The organism is Streptomyces sp. ID05-39B (assembly GCF_033794725.1).
Classification (GTDB): domain Bacteria; phylum Actinomycetota; class Actinomycetes; order Streptomycetales; family Streptomycetaceae; genus Streptomyces; species Streptomyces bobili.
The window spans coordinates 12,802-33,669 of the sequence record NZ_JARGEF010000030.1; the positions used below are offsets into that span (position 1 = coordinate 12,802).

Annotated in this window: 17 protein-coding genes and 3 pseudogenes; 10 read left to right on the forward strand and 10 right to left on the reverse strand. The window is 69.7% G+C overall.

Translation table 11 applies throughout. The annotated features are described in order from the left end of the window. The first annotated feature begins 8 nt into the window (after positions 1-8). From P1P75_RS10050 to P1P75_RS10085, 8 genes are read left to right on the forward strand one after another with little or no spacing between them, the layout of a single operon-like run. A complete protein-coding gene (locus tag P1P75_RS10050; RefSeq protein WP_319253707.1) occupies positions 9-1,364 on the forward strand; it encodes an L-fuconate dehydratase in 1,356 nt (451 codons plus the stop codon). Next, positions 1,361-2,119: an SDR family oxidoreductase gene (locus P1P75_RS10055; RefSeq protein WP_319253709.1), complete on the forward strand. Its 759-nt coding sequence runs from the start codon at positions 1,361-1,363 to the stop codon at positions 2,117-2,119. The genes P1P75_RS10050 and P1P75_RS10055 overlap by 4 nt, the downstream gene beginning before the upstream one ends. Next, entirely contained in the window at positions 2,116-3,126 is a 1,011-nt protein-coding gene (locus tag P1P75_RS10060; RefSeq protein ID WP_319253711.1) for an aldo/keto reductase, read from the forward strand. The genes P1P75_RS10055 and P1P75_RS10060 overlap by 4 nt, the downstream gene beginning before the upstream one ends. After that, on the forward strand, positions 3,123-3,434 hold the full coding sequence (locus P1P75_RS10065) for an L-rhamnose mutarotase (protein ID WP_319253713.1): 312 nt from the start codon (positions 3,123-3,125) through the stop codon (positions 3,432-3,434). Before P1P75_RS10060 ends, P1P75_RS10065 begins: the two co-directional genes overlap by 4 nt. After that, a complete protein-coding gene (locus P1P75_RS10070) occupies positions 3,431-4,336 on the forward strand; it encodes an amidohydrolase family protein (protein ID WP_319253715.1) in 906 nt (301 codons plus the stop codon). Before P1P75_RS10065 ends, P1P75_RS10070 begins: the two co-directional genes overlap by 4 nt. Further along, on the forward strand, positions 4,327-5,067 hold the full coding sequence (locus P1P75_RS10075; RefSeq protein ID WP_319253717.1) for a (Fe-S)-binding protein: 741 nt from the start codon (positions 4,327-4,329) through the stop codon (positions 5,065-5,067). Before P1P75_RS10070 ends, P1P75_RS10075 begins: the two co-directional genes overlap by 10 nt. Then, positions 5,064-6,563, forward strand: coding sequence for a LutB/LldF family L-lactate oxidation iron-sulfur protein (locus P1P75_RS10080; RefSeq protein WP_319253719.1), 1,500 nt, complete (start codon positions 5,064-5,066; stop codon positions 6,561-6,563). The genes P1P75_RS10075 and P1P75_RS10080 overlap by 4 nt, the downstream gene beginning before the upstream one ends. Then, complete coding sequence (locus tag P1P75_RS10085; protein WP_319253721.1) at positions 6,560-7,195, forward strand: LUD domain-containing protein; 636 nt, start codon at positions 6,560-6,562, stop codon at positions 7,193-7,195. The genes P1P75_RS10080 and P1P75_RS10085 overlap by 4 nt, the downstream gene beginning before the upstream one ends. A gap of 340 nt (positions 7,196-7,535) precedes the next feature. Here P1P75_RS10085 and P1P75_RS10090 read toward each other — a convergent pair. From P1P75_RS10090 to P1P75_RS10100, 3 genes and pseudogenes are all read right to left on the reverse strand, one after another. Next, positions 7,536-7,775, reverse strand: a pseudogene (locus tag P1P75_RS10090) (ABC transporter ATP-binding protein); the annotation flags it as partial. Positions 7,776-7,781: 6 nt separating this feature from the next. Then, positions 7,782-8,017: pseudogene (locus P1P75_RS10095) on the reverse strand (hypothetical protein); the annotation flags it as partial. A 102-nt stretch (positions 8,018-8,119) separates the two neighbouring features. Next, on the reverse strand, positions 8,120-8,635 hold the full coding sequence (locus P1P75_RS10100; protein WP_319253723.1) for a MarR family transcriptional regulator: 516 nt from the start codon (positions 8,633-8,635) through the stop codon (positions 8,120-8,122). Between the two features lie 1,364 nt (positions 8,636-9,999). Here P1P75_RS10100 and P1P75_RS10105 point away from each other — a divergent pair. After that, positions 10,000-11,946 (forward strand): alpha-L-fucosidase, encoded by a 1,947-nt coding sequence (locus tag P1P75_RS10105; protein ID WP_319253725.1) that lies wholly within the window; start codon positions 10,000-10,002, stop codon positions 11,944-11,946. 690 nt (positions 11,947-12,636) lie between these two features. Continuing rightward, complete coding sequence (locus P1P75_RS10110; protein ID WP_319253727.1) at positions 12,637-15,201, forward strand: excinuclease ABC subunit UvrA; 2,565 nt, start codon at positions 12,637-12,639, stop codon at positions 15,199-15,201. Positions 15,202-15,332: 131 nt separating this feature from the next. On the opposite strand, the gene P1P75_RS10115 is transcribed toward P1P75_RS10110, so the two are convergent. The 7 genes and pseudogenes from P1P75_RS10115 to P1P75_RS10145 all read right to left on the reverse strand — a co-directional run bounded on the left by P1P75_RS10115 (position 15,333) and on the right by P1P75_RS10145 (position 20,856). Continuing rightward, complete coding sequence (locus tag P1P75_RS10115; protein ID WP_319253763.1) at positions 15,333-16,238, reverse strand: amidohydrolase family protein; 906 nt, start codon at positions 16,236-16,238, stop codon at positions 15,333-15,335. A 5-nt stretch (positions 16,239-16,243) separates the two neighbouring features. Then, a complete protein-coding gene (locus tag P1P75_RS10120; RefSeq protein ID WP_319253729.1) occupies positions 16,244-17,278 on the reverse strand; it encodes an aldo/keto reductase in 1,035 nt (344 codons plus the stop codon). Next, complete coding sequence (locus tag P1P75_RS10125; protein ID WP_319253731.1) at positions 17,275-18,042, reverse strand: SDR family oxidoreductase; 768 nt, start codon at positions 18,040-18,042, stop codon at positions 17,275-17,277. The genes P1P75_RS10120 and P1P75_RS10125 overlap by 4 nt, the downstream gene beginning before the upstream one ends. A 74-nt stretch (positions 18,043-18,116) precedes the next feature. Next, positions 18,117-18,335, reverse strand: a pseudogene (locus P1P75_RS10130) (2-hydroxyhepta-2,4-diene-1,7-dioate isomerase); the annotation flags it as partial. 127 nt (positions 18,336-18,462) lie between these two features. Beyond that, the gene (locus tag P1P75_RS10135; protein ID WP_319253733.1) at positions 18,463-18,801 is read right to left on the reverse strand and encodes an L-rhamnose mutarotase; all 339 of its coding nucleotides are present in this window, start codon (positions 18,799-18,801) and stop codon (positions 18,463-18,465) included. 172 nt (positions 18,802-18,973) lie between these two features. Continuing rightward, entirely contained in the window at positions 18,974-19,801 is an 828-nt protein-coding gene (locus P1P75_RS10140) for a carbohydrate ABC transporter permease (protein ID WP_319253766.1), read from the reverse strand. Positions 19,802-19,935: 134 nt separating this feature from the next. Continuing rightward, the gene (locus P1P75_RS10145) at positions 19,936-20,856 is read right to left on the reverse strand and encodes a sugar ABC transporter permease (protein WP_319253735.1); all 921 of its coding nucleotides are present in this window, start codon (positions 20,854-20,856) and stop codon (positions 19,936-19,938) included. Positions 20,857-20,868: the final 12 nt, after the last annotated feature.

The window sequence follows — 20,868 nt, forward strand, 5'->3', positions numbered from 1 at the left end:
GCACTTCCTTGACTGCAACCCCCGCCCGGATCACCGCGGTCGACACCTACGACGTCCGCTTCCCGACCTCACGGGAACTGGACGGCTCGGACGCGATGAACCCGGACCCCGACTACTCCGCCGCCTACGTGGTGCTGTGCACCGACGCCGGCGACGGGCTCGAAGGCCATGGCTTCACGTTCACCATCGGACGCGGCAACGACGTGCAGGTCGCCGCGATCAACGCACTGCGGCCCCACGTGGTGGGGCGTTCCGTGGCGGAGCTGTGCGCCGACCCCGGCGCACTCAGCCGCGACCTGATCGGCGACAGCCAACTGCGCTGGCTCGGCCCCGAGAAGGGCGTGATGCACATGGCGATCGGCGCCGTGGTGAACGCCGTGTGGGACCTGGCCGCCAAGCAGGAGGGCAAGCCGCTGTGGGAGCTGCTCGCCCATGCCGCCCCTGAGTGGCTGGTCTCCCAGGTCGACTTCCGCTACATCGCCGACGCCCTCACCCCCGAGGATGCCCTCACCCTCCTGCGCGAGGGCCGCACCGGCCTCGCCGAGCGTGAGGCGACCCTGCGGGAGCGTGGCTACCCCGGCTACACCACTTCTCCGGGCTGGCTCGGCTACTCCGACGACAAACTCACCCGGCTGGCCAAGCAGGCCGTCGCCGACGGCTTCACCCAGATCAAGCTCAAGGTCGGCGCCGACCTGGCCGACGACATCCGCCGACTGCGCACGGCCCGAGCCGCTGTCGGCGACGGTATCCGCATCGCCATCGACGCCAACCAGCGGTGGAACGTGCAGGAGGCGATCGACTGGACGAAGGCGCTGGCCGAGTTCGATCCATACTGGATAGAGGAGCCGACCAGCCCCGACGACATCCTCGGACACGCCACCGTGCGCCGGGCCGTCGCCCCCGTGAAGGTCGCCACCGGCGAGCACGTGCAGAACCGCATCGTCTTCAAGCAGCTCCTCCAGGCCGGCGCCATCGACGTCCTCCAGATCGACGCTGCCCGCGTCGGCGGGGTCAACGAGAACCTGGCCATCCTCCTGCTCGCCGCGAAGTTCGGGGTGCCCGTGTGCCCTCACGCAGGCGGAGTGGGCCTGTGTGAGCTGGTGCAGCACCTGTCGATGTTCGACTACCTGGCGCTGTCCGGCACCACCGAGAACCGGGTCATCGAGTACGTCGACCACCTGCACGAGCACTTCACCGCCCCCGTGGTGATCCGTGACGGCCACTACGCCGCGCCGCTCGCTCCCGGCTTCTCCGCGACGATGCGGGCGCAGTCCATCGCCGAGTACCGCTACCCGGACGGAAGGTTCTGGGTCGCCGACCGCGCCGCACTGTCCAGCCTCTCCGGAAAGGCGGATGTGGCATGACCGACCTGTCAGGACTCAGGGCCGTCGTCACCGGAGGTGCGTCCGGCATCGGGCTGGCCACCACGCTGATGCTGGTCGAACGGGGAGCGACGGTAGCTGTGCTCGACCTCGATCCCTCCGGGGTGCCGCGTCCGGTGCTCGCCCTCGAGGCCGATGTCAGCGACGACACCTCGGTAGGCGCCGCCATGGAAGCCGCCGCCACCGGGCTCGGCGGTCTGGACATCCTCGTCAACAACGCCGGAATCGGCGCCCAGGGCACCGTGGAGGACAACCCCGACGAGCAATGGCACCGCGTCCTGGACGTCAACCTCATGGGCGTGGTGCGCACCACCCGGGCCGCCCTGCCCCACCTGCGGCGGTCCGCGCACGCGTCGGTCGTCACCACGTGCTCCATCGCGGCCACCGCGGGACTGCCGCAGCGTGCCCTCTACTCCGCCAGCAAGGGCGCCGTCCTGTCCCTCACCCTGGCCATGGCCGCCGACCACGTCCGCGAGGGCATCCGCGTCAACTGCGTCAACCCCGGCACCGCCGACACACCCTGGGTGACCCGGCTGCTCGATGCCGCGGACGACCCCGAGGCCGAGCGCGCCGCCCTCAACTCCCGCCAGCCCATGGGCCGTCTGGTCACCGCGCAAGAGGTGGCCGCCGCCATCGTCTACCTCGCGAGCCCCGCCGCAGCATCCGTCACCGGCACCGCACTCGCGGTGGACGGCGGCATGCAGGGGCTGCGGTTGCGCCCGGCGGCCCGGTCGTGAGGACCGCGACGCTCGGCGGCAGCACGGTCCGGGTCACGCAACTGGCTTTGGGGTGCGCCGGCTTGGGCAACCTCTACCATCCGGTCACCGACGAGGCCGCCCTCGCCACCGTGGAAGCGGCCTGGGACGCCGGAATCCGCACCTTCGACACCGCACCCCACTACGGGCTCGGGCTGTCGGAGCGACGACTGGGCGCCGCGCTGCGTGGCCGTCCCCGGGACACGTACACCGTCTCCACCAAGGTGGGCAGACTGCTCGCGCCGAACCCGGAGGGCGGCCTTGGCGATGACCTCGCCCACGGCTTCGCCGTGCCGGCCACCCATCGTCGGGTCTGGGACTTCAGCGCCGACGGGGTCCTACGCTCCCTGGAAGCGAGCCTGGAGCGCCTCGGCCTCGACCGGGTCGACATCGTTCTCCTGCACGACCCCGACGACCACGCCGAGCAGGCTCTGCGCGAGGCGTACCCGGCGCTGGAACGACTGCGCGCCGAAGGCGTGGTCGGGGCCATCGGCGTCGGTATGAACCAGTCGGCCCTGCCCGCCCGCTTTCTGCGTGAGACCGACATCGACGTGGTGCTGCTCGCCGGCCGCTACACCCTGTTGGACCAGGACGGCCTCGCCGACGTGCTGCCGGAGGCCGCCGCCCGGGGCCGGAGCGTGATCATCGGCGGCGTCTTCAACTCCGGCCTGCTCACCGATCCGCGACCGGGTGCCACGTACGACTACGCCCCGGCGCCCCGGCCGGTGCTCGACCGCGCGCTGCGCCTGCTGACGGTGGCAGAACGCCACGGTGTTCCGCTACGCGCCGCCGCCCTGCGCTTCCCCTCCGGCCACCCGGCGGTCGCGAGCGTCCTGACCGGCGCCCGTACCCCCGAAGAGGTACGCGACACCGTGGAGCAGCTGCGGCGCCCGATCCCGGACACCGTATGGGAGGAGTTGCGCGCCGAAGAGCTGCTGGCCCCGGGCACCCCCGTCCCCGTAGCCAGGCCGTCGAAGGAGCCGTCATGAGGATCGCCGTGCACACCAGGGTCCGTGCCGAGCGGGTCGAGGAGTACGAAGCCGCGCACCGTGAGGTCCCCGAGGAGTTGGTCGCGGCCATCCGTACCGCAGGGGTGAGCGAGTGGACGATCTGGCGCAGCGGCAGCGACCTGTTCCACGTTCTGGATGTCGAGGACTACGGGGCGATGATCGCCGCACTGGAGAAACTGCCGGTCAACATCGCCTGGCAAGCTCGGATGGCCGAACTGCTGGAGGTCGTGCACGACTACTCCGCACAGGGCGCGGACGCCTCGCTGCCGGTGGTGTGGCAGCTGTGACCTCGTCCCGGCCCGAGCAGGGCATCGTCGATGCCCACCACCACGTCTGGGACTTGTCAGTCCGCGACCAGGACTGGATCACCGGCCCGGAACTCGCCCCCCTTCGGCGCGACTTCACCCTCGCCGACCTGAGGCCGAAGGCCCGCGCCGCCGAGGTCACCGCCACCGTGCTGGTGCAGACGATCACCGTGGCGGAGGAGACTCCTGAGTTCTTGGTCCTGGCCGCGAGCAGCGACCTGGTCTGCGGTGTCGTCGGCTGGACCGACCTGACCGCACCCGACGTAGCCGATGCTCTGGCCGGTCTGCGCGAAGGCCCCGGCGGCGAATACCTGGTCGGCATCCGCCACCAGGTGCAGGGCGAGCCCGACCCCCGCTGGCTTGTGCGCCCCGACGTCCTGCGCGGTCTGACCGCGGTCGCCGAAGCGGGGCTCGTCTACGACCTCGTCGTGAAGCCCCACCAGCTCGGGGCAGCGGCCGAAGCCGCGGCACGCCTGCCGGAACTCGTATTCGCCCTCGACCACCTCGGCAAGCCGCCCATCGCGTACGGCGAGCTCGAACCCTGGGCCGAGGAGATCCGAAGGTTCGCCGCTCTCCCCAACACCGTCTGCAAACTCTCCGGCCTCGTCACCGAAGCCGACTGGGGTTCCTGGACCACGCAGGATCTCAAGCCGTACGCCGACACCGTCCTGGACGCCTTCGGCCCCGACCGGCTGATGTTCGGCTCCGACTGGCCCGTCTGCCGACTCGCCGCCGACTACGCCGAAGTCATCGCCACCGCCCGGAAGTTGACGGACCGGCTCGCCCCCGCGGAACGCCATCAGGTCTTCACCGGCACCGCCACGCGGACCTACGGCCTGACCGTCACGGGACCCCCAGGCCTTCAGGAAACCCCATGCGCATAGCTCTCTTCATCACCTGTTTCAACGACACCATGTTCCCGAGCACCGGCCGGGCGGTGACCGCACTGCTGGAACGCCTCGGTCACACCGTCGAGTTCCCGCAGGGCCAGACCTGCTGCGGCCAGATGCACTTCAACACCGGCTACCACCCCGAGACCCTGCCCATGGTGCGCCGTTTCGCCGACGTCTTCGCGGGCTACGACGCCGTGGTCGCTCCGTCCGGCTCCTGCGCCGGTATGGTGCGCGACCACCACCGTGCCGTGGCCGCCCGGTACGGGGACCACGGTCTCACCGAGGCGGTCGAGCGAGTGGTGCCGACGGTGTACGAGCTGTCGGAACTCCTCGTCGACGTCCTCGGTGTCACCGACGTCGGGGCGTACTTCCCGCACCGGGTCACCTACCACCCGACCTGCCACTCGCTGCGCATGCTGCGCGTCGGCGACCGGCCGCTCAGGCTGCTGCGCGCGGTGAAGGGCATCGACCTCGTCGAACTGCCCGCCGCCGACTCCTGCTGCGGCTTCGGAGGCACCTTCGCGCTGAAGAACGCGGACGTCTCCAACGCCATGCTGGCCGACAAGATGCGCCATGTCCTGGACACCGGAGCCGAGTTCCTCTGCGCCGGCGACAACTCCTGTCTGACGCACATCGGCGGCGGCCTGTCCCGGCTCCGTACCGGCGTCGGGACACTGCACCTGGCCGAGATCCTGGCCTCCACGGAAGGGGACGCGCCGTGAGCGGTGCCGACAACGTCGTATGGCTGGGCACACCGGCCTTTCCCGAGGCGGCGCGCACCGCGCTCGCCGACACCCGGATGCGGGCGAACCTGCGCCGGGCGACCGGCACCATCCGCGAGAAGCGGCTGGCCGTCGCCGCCGAACTGGAGGACTGGGAGGACCTGCGGGAGACGGCCGCGGCGATCAAACGCCACACCCTGCGCCACCTCGACCACCATCTCCTGCGGCTGGAGAAGGCGGTGACCGCCGCGGGCGGCACCGTGCACTGGGCGGCGGACGCCGCCGAGGCCAACCGCATCGTCTCGTACCTGGTGAAGGCGACCGGAGAGAGCGAGGTCGTCAAGGTCAAGTCGATGGCCACCCAGGAGATCGGGCTCAACGAGGCCCTCGCCGAAGCGGGCATCCGCGCCTACGAGAGCGATCTCGCCGAACTCATCGTGCAGTTGGACGGCGACCGCCCCTCACACATCCTTGTGCCGGCCATCCACCGGGGCCGCTCCGAGATCCGGGAGATCTTCCGGCGGGAGATGGGCGCGTGGGGCAGAGCGGCCCCCGAGGGACTCACCGACGACCCACGCGACCTTGCCGAAGCGGCCCGGCTCCACCTCCGGGAGAAGTTCCTCCGTGCCAAGGTCGCCGTCTCCGGCGCCAACTTCGCCGCCGCCGACACCGGCACGATCGCGGTCGTGGAGTCGGAGGGCAACGGACGCATGTGCCTGACGCTGCCGGAGACCCTCATCACCGTCATGGGCATCGAGAAGGTCCTGCCGTCCTTCGCCGACCTGGACGTCTTCCTCCAGCTCCTGCCCCGCTCCTCCACGGGCGAGCGGATGAACCCGTACACCTCGCTGTGGACCGGTGTCACCGAGGGCGACGGGCCCCAGGACTTCCACCTGGTGCTGCTCGACAACGGCCGTACGGCGACCCTGGCCGACGAGGTGGGCCGCCAGGCGCTGAACTGCATCCGCTGCTCGGCCTGCCTGAACGTCTGCCCGGTGTACGAGCGCACCGGAGGCCATGCCTACGGTTCGGTCTACCCCGGGCCGATCGGCGCCGTCCTCACCCCCCAGCTCGTCGGCATCGAGAACGCGGCCTCGCTGCCCTTCGCGTCGACCCTGTGCGGCGCCTGCTACGACGCCTGCCCGGTGAAGATCAACATCCCCGAGGTGCTGGTGCATCTGCGCGCCGAGGCCGTGCAAGCCAAACGCCGGTCCCGGGTGCTGCCCACTCCGGAGGCGCTGGCCATGAAGGCCGCCGGCGCGGTGCTCTCCTCCCCGAAACGCCTGGCAACCGCACAGATGCTGGCCGCCCTCGGGGCCCGCGTAGTGGCCCGCGACGGCCGGATCGGCTTCCTGCCGGGTCCGTTCGCCCGCTGGTCCGCGACCCGGGACACGCCTGCGCCGGCCCGGGAATCACTGCGCGCCTGGTGGCGCCGTACGAAGACGACACCCCGAGACGCAGGCCATGGGACGACGGAAGGGAAGGGACCACGATGAGCGACCGCGAGACAGTCCTCAGCGCGGTGAGGAAGGCTCTGGGAGATGTACCGGGTTCCGAGAGCCCCGACGACGTACCCCTCCCTCACGGCCTTCGTGCCGACCATGCGGGGCCGGACATCGTCGCGCTGTTCACCGAGCGCGCCGCCGAGTACCGCGCCACGGTGGTCCGTGTGCCGGCGGCCGGTGCCGCAGCCGCCGCCGGGCGCGCGCTGGCACGCACCGGAGCGCGGTCGGTGGTCCTGCCGCCGGGTCTCCCCGAGGACCTCGTCCCCGACGGGCCCTGGTCGCGGCTGGCGGACCTCCCGCCGCTGACGGTGGAGCAACTCGACGCGGCGGACTCCGTGATCACGATCGTGACCACCGCCATCGCCGTCACCGGCACGTTGGCCCTCGACCACGGCCCCGGCCAGGGCCGCAGGGCCCTGACCTTGCTGCCGGACCAGCACATCTGTGTGGTCCGGGCGAGCCAGATAGTCCCCGACGTGCCCGAGGCGCTGAGCCTCCTGGACGCGTACCGGCCGCTGACGCTCATCTCCGGCCCCTCGGCCACCAGCGACATCGAACTGGAGCGGGTGGAAGGCGTGCACGGGCCGCGCGTCCTGGACATCGTCGTGATCGAGGACGCGTAGCAGGCCCGCCGGCGGACAGCCCGAAGCCGGGCGGGTGAGCGGGGATGCCGACCGTCGGCAGAAGCCGCCCGGCCCACGTGCGCGGCGGCGCTTGTTCAGCGCCGCCGCGTCTGATGTGACCGCTCAGCTCTGTTCTTGAGCCGCTTGTGCAGCCTCCGAGCGTTTCTGGGCACGCCCAGGCCGGCGCACCGGGCACGGTGAGCTTGTTCCGCAGTGACGGACAGCACCGGTGTGGTGGTCAGGCTGCGAGCACGGCCTCGTACTCGGCAGGCGCAGGGCGGAGGCGCGCGAGCTGACGCGGACGGAATTCAACACGAGCCGCCCGGCAGGTGACGGTGCGTCACCGCTCGGCGAGCCCGGGTTGGGGCTCGAGCTTTTGGGCCAGGGCCAGCGGCTGGGCCGCATAGGTGATGCGGACGACGCCATCCTCGTGCCGGGCCGTTTCGCCTCGCACGCCGAAGACGTCGTGGAGGACGGCCGGGGTCAGGACGTCCAGGACGGGTCCGGCGGCCACCACCGCGCCCTCGTGGGGCACGACCAGGTGATCGCAGAGCCGGGCAGCCAGGTCGAGGTCGTGCAGGAAAATGATCGCGTGAGCGAGCGTCAGCATGGGTACCCGCGCCGAACGCTCGCGCGCCGGCCGCAGGCGCGGCCGGTGGGGCGGCGTGGCGGGCCGGGCGATCGCCAGCCGCAGCGGAGCGGCCGGCCATCCCTCTACCGCCCGCAGGACACGGAACGCGGCCCGCTCGCCGTGAGCCAGCCACAGGCCGCTCAGCAGGGCGGCCAGGGGGCGTGTGCGGCGAGCATGCCGAGTGACGACGTGCCGGCGTGAATGATCGCCTTCGACGGCACCGCCGACCGAACCGTGGGCTGACAGGCCGGGCCCGGCCTGTCAGCCGCCGGGCACAGCGGAGTCGTCGTGGCTCACGATGCCGACCGACCGGGCCGCTTCGCTGCCCGCATACCCGGCGCCGGTGACTGCCCAGCCCCCTTCCGCTCCGCATCCAGGTCTCGTCCGGCTGCCCGCAGTGTGCTGAGGACCGCGGTCACCTCGCGTACGGACTTCTCGGGAATCACCGACCCGATACGCAGTTCCAGCTCTTCCTCGAAGACCTTCAACGCCCCGTCCACCAGCTTCCGCCCCGCAGATGTCAACTCCACGATCGAGGAACGGCGGTCGTTCGGGTTGGCCCGCCGCTCGCACAGGCCCGCCGCCTCCAGGCGGTCGACGACTTTGCTCGTGCCGCCCACCGTGATCGAGAACGCCTCCGCGATGTCCTGGATCCGCCGCCCGGGCCTCCGCAGCAGCAGGTGCAGTACCTCGAACAAGGTCAGCGGCAGGTCGTACTCGGCCCGCAACCGCCCCTCGATGCCATTCCACAGTTCGATCTCCAGCGAGACCAGCTCCCGGTACAGCAGCTTCAGTTCAGCGTCAGCCATCATTCATCTTCCGAAGAATTATGTTCCAAGGGCTGTTAATTGTATGCCGCTGCGGTGGCCACCTACTGTCGCCCGAACAGGCCGCGCCGGGGCACGACGCCTCTCAGCACATGGGCCCGCGCAACGTCGGCGACGAGTCACCGGCGCCGTGGCGCCGCTTTGGGCGCCGACGGGGCCGGACCGGCCAAGACATCAGCCGGGTCGTCGTCGGCAGAGGCCATGCTTGCCCACCGAGAGTCCGCGTCGGCAGCGTTGAAGCCATGGCGGTCAGAGAGCTACTGGCACCGGCGGCTGTTCTCCATCGCGGCCTGGTGCGGGGAGCCGATCAGCGCCTCGACCTCGGCCTCGAGTCGCGCGGACCCCTGGGCGTTCGCAGCTCACCCCGCTGCTGCCCGGTACCGGCGATGACCGCGCCGTCACGGACGGGCGGCGCGTGGCGACGATCCTGGTGTTGCTCCCGCCCGACCCGTATGGGCATGCGTCCGCAAGGGCCCCGGTCCCCTATTCATCCGATCTATCGGACGTTTCGCATCCTGTGTCTCAGCTGCTTGATCCCGAGGCTTGAGCGTTTCATCAGCTGTTATCTCGGGATTTCTGTCGTTCCTCTAGACAGCCCATGCACTGAAGCGCCTTAATAGGTCCGATGTCACTCCGGCGAGACACACGGCGTGTGGCTGGGCTCTCTTCTGCTCGCCGCCTGAGGGTGACCAGTCCCTCCGTTCAGCCCGGTTGTTGCGCCGCAGCACCCTGCGTTGTCCGGTGAAGAGTTAGGAAGGCACGTTGTCAGAGCCCGTCAACCGTCGAAGAAGCGCTCGCCGGCATGGCGGTCCGCCGAGGGCGGACTTCGTCCTCCGTCCGTGCCCTCTCCGTGCAGGAGCTCCTGATGCCCGACGCGCCGTAGTGCTTGTGCCGGCCGCCTTCCTGAGTGTGTTCCCACTGCTCATCACCAAATTGCGCGCCCAGGCCGCTCCGTTACGTGACCCACGCATCCCGGTTTCACCGACACCGCCGACCACACCTGCCATGCAGCTTCCGGCGCCTGCCCTCAAGCGGTACGACGTCCCGCGACGCGCCCCTTTTCGAGGCGACGTCGGCGCGAACCGGCCAGGGGCACCTGGCAGCTGGCAGCTCTGACCTGCACCTTTACCGCTCAACGCCGAGGCGATTACGCCTCCCACAACAGCCCGGTCGCCAACTTGGGCGGTCACCGCCCACTTGATACCCGCTCAGCCGGCTGGTTCCAGCGGAGCACCATTTCACAGCCACTTCGACAATCCCTGCATGCCCCGGCACCCAGGCCGACGTCGACTGCCACCTGGGATGTCGTCACCGCAATCAATGCCATCGATCCACAGGAGTGTGCCATGTCCTCATCAGGAATGAAGCGCCGTACGTTTCTCGGCGCCGCGGGTGCGGCGACCGCCGCGACCGCCCTGCCGATCGTCCCCGGCTTCTCCGGCCTTCTGTCGCAGGCGGCCGCCGCGGACACACAGACCAACCTGAGCAAGATGGTCGACATGCGGTTCGGCATGTTCAACCACTTCAGCCTGGGCACGTTCACGAACCAGGAGTGGGCCGAACCCAACCAGAGCCCCACCATCTTCGCTCCCCCGAGCGTCAACTGCGCACAGTGGGCCGACGCGGCGGTCGCCGCGAAGATGAGTTACGGCATCCTGACCACCAAGCACCACGACGGCTTCGCCCTGTGGCCGAGCGCCTATGGCACCCAGAACGTCGCGAACAGCTCCTACAAGCACGATGTCGTCCAGGCGTACTGCGACGCCTTCCGGGCAAAGGGGCTGAAGGTCGGCTTCTACTACTCGATCTGGGACCGCACCTTCGGCGTCGAGGCATGGGAGAGCCGGCACAAGGTCACCGGGCTCGAAATCACCGATGCCATCCAGCCCGGCGACATGACCTTCATGCTCGGTCAGATCACCGAGTTGCTCACCAACTACGGCACCATCGACATGTTCATGACCGACGGTTACGCATGGCAGATGGGGCAGCAGGCCGTCTCCTACCAGAAAATCCGTTCGCTGGTGAAGCAACTGCAGCCGGACTGCGTCATGATCGACATCGGCGGAGTGACCGAGCCCTTCCTCAGCGACGCGATCTTCTTCGAGGAGCCGCTGGGCATCACGGCGCCGGCGGGCAACACCTACGCCGGTATGCAGGGGCAGACCATCAGCAACGGCTGGTTCTGGCACCCCTCCACCCCGACCGAGGGCCTCATGAGCAAGGCCGCGATCCTGTCGCACCTGACCGACCTGGAACCGAAGTACACCTCGTTCATCCTCAATTGCCCGCCCAACCGCAACGGCCTGCTGGACACCAACGTCGTCAACCGGCTCGCCGAAGTGGGTGCTGCCTGGAGCCCGAACACCTCCCGGCCACCGCTGCCCACTCAGCCACTGCGCGCCGAGTACCCGGTCACACCGGTCAACGCGTACGCGACCGCCTTCCGCACCGGCGAGGGACCGCTCAACGCCATCGACGGACTCAGCGACGTCCGCTACGAAACCTGTTGGTCGACCTGGAGCCTGCCGCTGCCACAGTCGATCACCATCGACCTCGGCGGGGTGTGGAGCAACGTCTCCACCCTGGAGTACCTGCCCAAGCAGTGGAACCGCAGCAACTCCACCGACGGCGACATCACCTCGTACACCATCCACACCAGCACCGATGGCGTCACCTTCACCCAGGTCGCCACCGGCACGTGGGCCGGCAACGGCAAGTACAAGGTGGTCGAGTGGCCCAACCGGAACGTGGGCTTCGTACGGATCCAGGTCAATGCGGCCACCGGCGGTTACGCCAACATCGGCGGCGTCAGGATCGGAGGCCGCTCGGTCAAACCGGCGCTGGTATCCACCACACTCCCCGGTGACGGCACCGTCTACCGGCTGGTCGCCAGGCACAGCGGCAAGGTCGCCGACGTGGAGGGCGCGCGCACCGCCAACGGCACCAACGTCGACCAGTGGCCATGGCTCAACCAGGCGAACCAGAAGTGGACCTTCACGAGCACCGGCGACGGCTACTACAAGATCAAGGGTGTGGGCAGCGGCAAGCTTCTGGAGGTCGCGGGTCTCTCTCGCGCGGACGGCGGCAACGTCGGCATCTGGGGAGACGCCAGTGCCCCCCAGCAGCACTGGGCCGTCACGCCCACCGGTGACGGAAACTACTTCCTCATCAACCGCTACAGCGGGCTTTCCCTCGGCGTCGACGAGGGCAGCACCAGCGACGGGGCCAATATCGAGCAGCAGCCGTACGCGTCACAGACGCGGCAGCAATGGCAGATCATCCCGTCCTGACCTGCCCTGCCCTGCCCTGCCCTCCGTCTCTCTCCTCCTCTACGACCTGCTGTCGAGGAGGAGAGGCGAGGGTCGCCTGCGGCTGAACAGCCCGTCAAATGGACTACGAAACCCGCAGCCAAGCCGCTGTCAGCGGTTGAAGGACGTTTCTTGGCCGAGGGCTTCCCAGACGTGACCGGCCGCATCTCGAAGCACCCTGGTGGCCGCTGACCGAGCGGTGCCGCTTCTTCCACGCGGTGATCATCCATGGGGTGGTCTCCTGGGTGGTGCGGTCGCGGTGACACTGATCGGCGATGCCGCGGGCGCCGACCATGGCGGGGCTCGGTGCGCCGGCGGCCTCGGCGTGGAGGCGAGGCGCCTTGGTGATCAGTGCTGCGGTGTGCGCGATCGCGCTGGTGGGTGTACGGAGAGCCCGTCGTCGCCGCCTGCCGGTCATTGCCCCGGGATGGGGCAACTCCCTCGGGACGGGCCTGGAGCCGTCACTCTGGGCCCGGCCTGCCGCGAGCGATCGAAGGGCACGGTCGACGTGCTGGTCCGGGTCGCCGCCGGGCGCCCGGGAAACCTGGACAATCCATTCCTTGTGGCACACCAAAAGAATCATATACATTACTTGGAAGCAACTTCTGAGGATTGATTCTATGGGTGCCGGGTCGCTGGCGAGCCCGCAGATGCCATTGGAGCGAGAAACCGATGACGCACAGCAGCGCGGGCGATGCAGTAGCCGGGCCGACCGAGGCCGAGGACGCGGGCACGGGGGACTCTCCCCTGGCGATCCAGGTGCGCGGGGCAAACGTCCACAACCTCAGGGACATCGACGTGACGGTGCCACTGCGCCGACTCGTCGCGGTGGCAGGCGTGTCCGGCTCCGGCAAGTCCTCGCTGGCAATGGGGGTCCTGTACGCAGAGGGGTCACGCCGGTATCTGGAGGCGCTCTCCACGTACACCCGCCGGCGCATGGCGCAGGCACCGCGCGCGGCGGTGGACGGTGTCGAGCATGTGCCCGCGGCGCTCGCGCTGCGGCAGCGGCCCGGTGTCCCCGGGGTGCGCAGCACCTTCGGTACGTCGACCGAGCTACTGAACGTCCTGCGCCTGTTGTTCTCCCGCCTGGGAGCACACCTGTGCCCCAACGGCCACCGGCAGGACCCGACCATCGACGTCGCCGCAGGGCTCACCCTGACCTGCGCCAGGTGCGAGGTGACGTTCTACCCGCCAGGCGCGGAGTCGCTGGCCTTCAACTCGGACGGCGCGTGCCCTCGGTGCAGCGGTACCGGCATGGTGCGCGAGGTCGACGAAGCGGCCCTCGTCCCCGACCCGCAGCGCACGATCGCGGAGGGGGCGGTGGCGCCGTGGTCGATGTTCGGGCTTTCGGTGATGCCGCAGGTTGTTGCGGAGTTCGGAGTGCGCTCCGATGTGCCGTACACGGAGCTGACGGCCCGCGAGCGGGATATCGTCATGCACGGCCCCGCCGAGAAGCGGCACATCAGCGTGCGGTCCAAGAACGGCAAGCTCTTCGAGCTGGACTTCACTTATCGCAACGCCCGCCGGGCGGTCGAGGAGGCCTTGAACAACGCCACGACCGAGCGCGGCCTGAACCGGGTGAACAAGTTCATCAGCGCCCAGACCTGCCCTGACTGCGGTGGCACTCGGCTCAGCGAGCAGGCCCGCGCCACCCTTGTCGACGGCATCAATCTTGCCGAGGCCGCCGCGAAGACCCTTGACGACCTCCTCGTGTGGGCCCGTGTGCTCGCTGACACCCTGCCACCGGAGATGCGACCGATGGCCCAAAACATCGTCGCCACTCTGCTGGAGGCCGCCCGCCGCCTGGTCGAACTCGGCCTGGGCTACCTCACCTTGGACAGGGCCGGCTCAACCCTGTCGACCGGTGAACGGCAGCGTGTCCAGCTGGCCCGCGCGGTGCGCAACCAGACCACTGGAGTGCTCTACGTCCTGGACGAGCCCTCCATCGGCCTGCATCCCTCGAACGTGGACGGCCTGCTCGGCGTGATGCGCGATCTTCTGCGCGACGGCAACTCCGTCGTGCTCGTCGACCACGACGTCCAGGTCCTGCGTGAAGCCGACTGGCTCATCGAAATCGGCCCCGGCTCAGGCACCGAAGGCGGCACCGTCCTGGCCGTCGGCGACGTCAGCGCCCTCGGCAACGACCCCGGCTCCCTGATCGGCGGATTCCTCGTCGGCCGCGAACCCGCCCTCGTGCGCGACCGAGCCGACCGCGATGCGATGTTCGACCAGGGCCGCATCCACCTGGACACCCGCCCCTTGCACACCGTGCACGCCCTGAACGTCGACGTCCCCCAAGGGCGTCTGACCGCCGTGACCGGCCTGTCCGGATCGGGCAAGACCACGTTGATCCTCGACAGCCTCGTCCCCGCCCTCCGGGCGCAAGCCGCCGGCCGCCCGCTGCCCGGCCATGTCTCACAGGTGGACGCGCAGGGGATCACCCGGGTGAACGTGGTCGACGCCACCCCCGTCGGCGTCAACGTCCGCTCCACCGTCGCAACCTACAGCGGCGTCCTGGACGACCTGCGTCGTGCCTACGCCGCCACCGGCTCAGCCGGACAACACGGCCTGACCGCAGCGGACTTCTCGTACAACACCGGCTCCCTGCGCTGTCCCCGCTGCGAAGGCACCGGCCAGATCTCCCTGGACGTGCAGTTCCTCCCCGACGTCGATATCGCCTGCCCGGCGTGCGACGGCGCCCGCTACGCTCCCGAAGCCGCCGACATCCTCCGTCCGACCCCCAGCGACCCTGACGGCGGGATCAGCCTGCCCGACCTGCTCGCTCTGACCGTGCGGCAGGCCATCGAGCAGGTCGGAGACATCCGGCGGGTGCGTACCCGGCTCCAGGCCCTCATCGACCTCGGCCTCGGCTACCTCACCCTCGGCGAGGACACCCCTGCCCTGTCCGGCGGAGAGGCCCAGCGGCTGAAGCTCGCCACCGAACTCACCCGCAACCAGTCCGACGCCCTCTTCGTCCTCGACGAACCCAGCGTCGGACTCCACCCCCTCGACATCCGCACCCTCCTGGACCTCCTCCAGCGTCTGGTCGACAACGGCGCCACCGTCATCGTCATCGAGCACGACCTCGACATGATCACCAACGCCGACCATGTCATCGACATGGGCCCCGGAGGCGGTGCCGCCGGGGGCACCGTCGTCGCCACCGGGACCCCCGACGACATCACACAGCACCCGCACAGCGTCACCGGCCGCTACCTCGGCAAGCACCTCACCTGACGATGTGCGTCCGTGCACAGGTCCCGGGTGCGCGACGGTCAAGAGAGGGCGACATCACCTGGTTGTGGAGGACAACCCCTCCCCGCCGGTGCGGGGGAAACATCATGTCGTTGAATCAGGTGATGCGAGAGCTATGCGCAGGGTGTTTCCTGAGCAGCCGGGGAGCCGGTGACGGTCAGGCCGTAGGTCCGCAGGGCGGTTCTGGTGAAGACCTCTCGGCGTTCGGCAGGATGGATTGCTGCCGTCAACTCCTGCGCGACGGAGACGACTTCGGCGTAGGTGGCGGCCAGCCGGCAGACGGGCCAGTCGGAGCCGAACATCAGCCGGCGTGGTCCGAAGGCATCCAGCACTGTGTCCGCGTACGGCCGGAGGTCCTCGACGCTCCACTGGCCCCAGTCGGCCTCGGTCACCATGCCGGAGAGTTTGCAGACCGTGTTGGGCAGCGAGGCCAGCAGGCGCACCGCGTCCGCCCACGGCCGCAGCTCGCCCAAGGCGATGGGGGGCTTGCCCGCATGATCGAGTACGAAGGTGAGGCCGGGAAGCAGTCGGGCCGTTTCATGGGCGGCCGCAAGCTGGTGGGGTCTGACAACCAGGTCGTACACGAGCCCTGCCTCGGCCACCGCGGCGAGCCCACGCAGCACGTCCGGCCGCACCAGCCAGCGAGGGTCGGATTCGCCCTGCACCTGGTGGCGGATGCCCACCAGGTGCTCGCCACCCGGCCCTTCCCGCAGCGCCGCGAGCGCGCGGGCGACATCCGGGGAGGTCAGGTCGGTCCAGCCCACGACGCCGGCCACCAGTTCGCTGTCCCGGGCCAGGGCCAGGAACTCGGGCGTTTCCTCCGGTACACCGATCGTCTGGACCAGGACCGTCGCGGTGACGCCGGCTGCCCGGGCCTCCGGCTCCAGGTCGGCGAGCGGGAAGTCGCGGCGCAGCGGGGCGAGTTCCCGTCCGGTGATCCAGTCCTGATCACGGAGGGAGAGGTCCCACACGTGGTGGTGTGCGTCGATGACGCCCTCAGTGTTCGCCTGCATGTCCATGGCGGTCACCTCCACAACTCCTCCTTCGGCCGATCGGCTTCGTCGAGGGGTGCGGCGGCAGGGACGGGGACGTGCGGGGGCAGCAGCCCCTCGGTACGCAGTCCGTCCCAGACCGCGGCCGGCATCGTTCGCCGTAGCTGGTCCGCTGTGTCGCGAACCTCCTCGGCGGAACGCGCGCCGGACAGTACACTCGCGACCGCGGGATGGCCGAACGGGAAGCGCAGAGCGGCTGCGCGCAGCGGTACGCCGTGGCGTTCGGTGACCGCCTTCATGCGCAGCGCCCGGTCCAGCACCTCTACTGGGGCAGCCGCATAGTCGTACATGGCCCCGAGCTTCGGGTCGGTGAGCAGACCCGAGTTGAACACCCCGCCCACGATGACACTCCTGCCGCGGGCGGCGGCCTCCCGCAGTACTTCAGCGAGCCCCTCCTGTTCCAGCAGGGTGTAGCGGCCGGCGAGCAGCACCACGTCGATGTCGGTCTCTCGCAGGAAGCGGGCGGGGAGCGCGCACTGGTTCACTCCGATACCGATCGCCTTGACGACGCCTTCACCGCGCAGCCGTTCCAGCGCCGGATACGCCTCGGCGAGGGCCTGCTCGGCGTGGTGGTCCGGGTCATGCAGCAAGGCGATGTCCACACGGTCCAGGCCGAGGCGGTCCAGGCTCGCTTCCAGGGAGCGCAGGACTCCGTCGCAGCTGAAGTCCCAGACTCGCCGGTAGGTGTCGGGCACGGCGAAGCCCTGGGCGAGGTCGTCGCCGCGGCCACCCTCCGGGTTGGGTTCGAGCAACCGCCCGACCTTGGTGGAGACGGTGAACGTGTCGCGGTCGCGGTCGCGCAGCGCGGCACCCAGGCGTCGCTCGGACAGCCCGAGTCCGTAGTGCGGGGCGGTGTCGAAGGTACGTACGCCCGCGTCCCAGGCCGCCTCCACCGCGGCGAACGCGGCCTCGTCGGTGACCGGGCGGAAGAGGTTGCCGATGCCGGCGGCCCCGAACGACAGCTCGGTAGCCCTGACGCCGGTGGTGCCCAGCGTGGTCGTTCTCATGAGCCGGCCGCCGGGCGCAGCCGGAGCCCCTGCATGCCACCGTCGACGGCGAGGGCGATGCCGGTGACGGAGGCCGCGGTGGGGCTCGCCAGGTAGACCACGGCCGCCGCCACCTCGTCCGCGGTGACCAGGCGGCCCAGGGGCTGGCGTGCGTCGAGGGCGGCGCGTTCCGCCTCCGGGTCGTCTGCGGCGTCCAGGAGCCGGGTCACCCAGGGTGTGTCGGCGGTGCCCGGGTTGACGCAGTTGACGCGGATGCCCTCACGGACATGGTCCGCGGCCATCGCCAGGGTCAGCGACAGCACCGCACCCTTGCTCGCGGAGTACAGGGCGCGCTGGGGAAGGCCCGCTGTGGCCGCGATGGAGCACGTGTTGACGACCGCCGCATGCGAGGAGCGCCGCAGATACGGCAGGGCTGCCCGGGTGGTGCGCACCGTACCCAGGACGTTGACATCGAGGACGCGGTGCCACTCCTCGTCCGGGTTGTCCTCGACGGTGCCGACGGCGGCGATGCCCGCGTTGTTGACCAGGATGTCCAGGCCACCGAGCTGCCCGGCGGCGGTCTCCACGGCGACGCGTACCGAGGCGTCGTCGCCGAGGTCGGCCGTGATGGCGATCAGCGGTTCGGGGGCGCCGGAGGGGTCGAGGTCGAGGACGGCCACTGTGGCGCCGTGCTCGGCCAGCATCCGGGACGTGGCCAGCCCGATACCGGACGCGCCGCCGGTGACGACGGCCTTGAGCCCTGACAGGCCGCTCGTGCTGCTCAAAGAGATGCCTTTCACGCTTGGCCGAAGGTCTGGCGCTGGCCACCGAGGCCGACGACGGAGGGCTCGACGGTGTCGCCGGGGCGGCCTACGGGTGCTCCGATCCGTACACCGTCAGCGTCCAGTTCGGGCAGTGCGCCCGCCGCGACCGCCACCCAGGCCCGGGCGACACCGTCCGAGGCGAGGAAGGCGCCGTCGATGTCGGAGGTCACGGAGGACAGATCCAGCAGTCGGCCATCCTCGGTGCGGACGGCGGGCCGCTCCTCGCCGGGCGGGCCCACTCGTAGGAGTCTCACTGTGCGTCTCCTTGCCATGAGTGGTTGTCAGGTGTCTGTCGCCGAGGGAGAGACGCGCGGCCTGCAGCCGTCACCGCACGTCGAGCCGGTCGATCACCGGCACGGGCGAGGGCGACGCCGACGACCGTCACGGGGTGCCGGGATCGCTCAGATGCCAGATCTCGGTCAGGTCCGACCAGCTGCCCCCGGTGCCGGTATCGGCCCAGGGATCCTGGCAGGGGTCGGTGAGCTTCCACCAGGCCTGGGTGGCCGCGTCGGCGCCGATCGCGGCCATGTCGGCCTCGAAATCGTCGCCGTGGTACTCGAAGTAGCCGAACAGCGTGTCCTCGCGCAGAAAGATGCTGTAGTTGCGGATGTTCGCGGCCCGTAGCGCGTCCTCGACGTCCGGCCGGACCGCGGAGTGCAAGCGCAGATACAGCTCACGGTGCTCGGGCCGCAGGCGGATCGTCTGGGCAACCCGTTTCATCGGGCTCCTTCCGGTGAGGGTGTGTGAGCGTGGGCGGCGTTGCCGGACGGCCCGCCACAGGCCTGCCTGGTGACGCTGGCGTGGCCGTCCGCACGGCGGGGCTTGGCACGACGCCGACGCAGGGGAACGCCGGTTGAATACGGCGGCGGCGCCAAGGGTGCCACTGCCGCCCTCACTCCTTTGTCGCGCCGGCGAGCATGCCGGACACGAGAGCGCGCTGGGAGAAGAGGAACACGATCAGAACAGGGACGACGGTCACCAAGGTGGCCAGGGCCAGTTCCGGCCGCATGATCTGGTTTCCCGCGCCGCTGGAGGTGTTGAACAACGGCGAGGCGGCAAGCAGGTTGTTCAGCCCCACCTGGGCCGGATATTGGGAGCTGTCGGGCAGCATCACGAAGGGCAGGAAGTAGTTGTTCCAGTTGCCGACGAAGTTGAAGAAGCCGACCAGGGCGATCACCGGCTTGGCCAGCGGCATGGCGATGAGACGGAAGACCTGCCACTCCGAGCAGCCGTCGATGCGCGCCGCGGCGAGCAGGTCGGAGGGGACGTTGGAGGAGAAGTAGATGTAGGTGAGGTAGACCCCGAAGGGGAAGAAGGAGAAGGGCAGGATGACCGACCAGATCGTGCCGTCCAGGTGCACGGCGTTCATCCCCAGGTACAGCGGCAGCACCATCGCGGCCGTCGGCATGAGCATCACGAGCATGGTCATGGTCAGCAGCATCCGTCGCCCGATGAACTGGGTGAGAGCCAGCGCGTACCCCGCGGGGATCGCCGTCACCAGGGTCACGGCCAGCGCGCCGAACGCGTAGAGCGCCGAGTTCAGCAGCCAGGTGAGGATGGCGCCGTCCTGGAACGCGTAGAGGTGCTGCCAGGTGTCGGCGACCGCGCCGAGAGAGCCGAAGGAGAACGGGTTGTCCCGCACGATCTGTCCGTCGGTCTTGGTCGGGGCCAGCAGGAGCCACACCACCGGCACGCAGAAGAACAGCGTGGCCACACCCATGACGATGAGCCAGGCCAGCCGGGCGGCCAGTGACCTCGGGCGGCGCTTGTGGCGCATGGGCTTCCTCGGGCTGGTGCGGGCGCCGGCGGTACGGGGCGGCGGGGTTCGGCGGGCTGTCGTCGTGGGAGCCGTGGTCATCCTTCGTCCCTGTCGAACAGGCCGGTGCGGAAGACGACGAGCGCCGCGCAGGCGAGGCCCAGGATGAGGAGGTCGACAGAGAGCGCCGCCGCGCCGTTGAAGTCGCCTGCCTGGAAGGCGTACTGGTAGGAGAGCTGGTTCGGTGACCAGCTGTCGGGGATCATGCCCCAGCTGGCGAGGGAGACCAGTTGCGGTTCGACGAAGAGCTGGGTGCCGGCGGCGAAGGCCAGGATCAGCATGTACGCGATCCATTTGGTGATCATCGGGATCTGGATGCGCAGGGCCATCTGGAGCGTGCTGGCGCCGTCGATGCGAGCGGCCTCCAGGATTTCGTCGGGGATGCTGTTGAGCGCGCCGTACATGACCACGATCCAGCCGCCGGCCCCGGTCCAGAAGGCGATGACGGTGAAGAGCACCGGCAGGTGACCGGGGGCGTTGACCTCGGCGAGGGTGTTCCAGCCGAAGCCCTTCAGCAGCCAGCCGACGGGGCTGGCCGCCGGGTCGAGGAGGATCAGGAAGAGCAGTACGCTCGCCACCCCGGCGAGGGCACCCGGCAGGTAGAACAGGAACCGCAGGCTGGTGGAGGCCCTGCGCATGCGGCCGTGCAGCATCAGGGAGAGCAGCACCACCAGGATCATCAGGCTGGCCAGCCACACCACCAGGTAGAGGCCGATGTGGAGGAAGGCCGGACCGAAGCGGTAGTCGGTGAATGTCCGGGTGAAGTTGCCGATCCCGACGAGCTGGTTGCGGGAGTTGGACAGCGCCAGCCACACCGCATAACAGGTGGGCAGGACGCCGAAGGCGAACAGGAGGAGGACATAGCCGGAGACAAAGACGTAACCGGCGCGTCCGACCGGGTTGCGGGCCGAGCGGCCGCCGCGGCGGCCGCTCCGCTCCGTTGCGAGGTGGGTGGTCATCTGTCCCCTTCG

Excerpts from the sequence above, each read along its gene's own strand:
- P1P75_RS10055 (WP_319253709.1), top strand. The coding sequence starts at position 1,361 with ATGACCGACCTGTCAGGACTCAGGGCCGTCGTCACCGGAGGTGCGTCC.
- P1P75_RS10065 (WP_319253713.1), top strand. The coding sequence starts at position 3,123 with ATGAGGATCGCCGTGCACACCAGGGTCCGTGCCGAGCGGGTCGAGGAG.
- P1P75_RS10075 (WP_319253717.1), top strand. The coding sequence starts at position 4,327 with ATGCGCATAGCTCTCTTCATCACCTGTTTCAACGACACCATGTTCCCG.
- P1P75_RS10085 (WP_319253721.1), top strand. The coding sequence starts at position 6,560 with ATGAGCGACCGCGAGACAGTCCTCAGCGCGGTGAGGAAGGCTCTGGGA.
- P1P75_RS10100 (WP_319253723.1), bottom strand. The coding sequence starts at position 8,635 with ATGGCTGACGCTGAACTGAAGCTGCTGTACCGGGAGCTGGTCTCGCTG.
- P1P75_RS10105 (WP_319253725.1), top strand. The coding sequence starts at position 10,000 with ATGTCCTCATCAGGAATGAAGCGCCGTACGTTTCTCGGCGCCGCGGGT.
- P1P75_RS10110 (WP_319253727.1), top strand. The coding sequence starts at position 12,637 with ATGACGCACAGCAGCGCGGGCGATGCAGTAGCCGGGCCGACCGAGGCC.
- P1P75_RS10115 (WP_319253763.1), bottom strand. The coding sequence starts at position 16,238 with ATGGACATGCAGGCGAACACTGAGGGCGTCATCGACGCACACCACCAC.
- P1P75_RS10120 (WP_319253729.1), bottom strand. The coding sequence starts at position 17,278 with ATGAGAACGACCACGCTGGGCACCACCGGCGTCAGGGCTACCGAGCTG.
- P1P75_RS10135 (WP_319253733.1), bottom strand. The coding sequence starts at position 18,801 with ATGAAACGGGTTGCCCAGACGATCCGCCTGCGGCCCGAGCACCGTGAG.
- P1P75_RS10140 (WP_319253766.1), bottom strand. The coding sequence starts at position 19,801 with ATGGGTGTGGCCACGCTGTTCTTCTGCGTGCCGGTGGTGTGGCTCCTG.
- P1P75_RS10145 (WP_319253735.1), bottom strand. The coding sequence starts at position 20,856 with ATGACCACCCACCTCGCAACGGAGCGGAGCGGCCGCCGCGGCGGCCGC.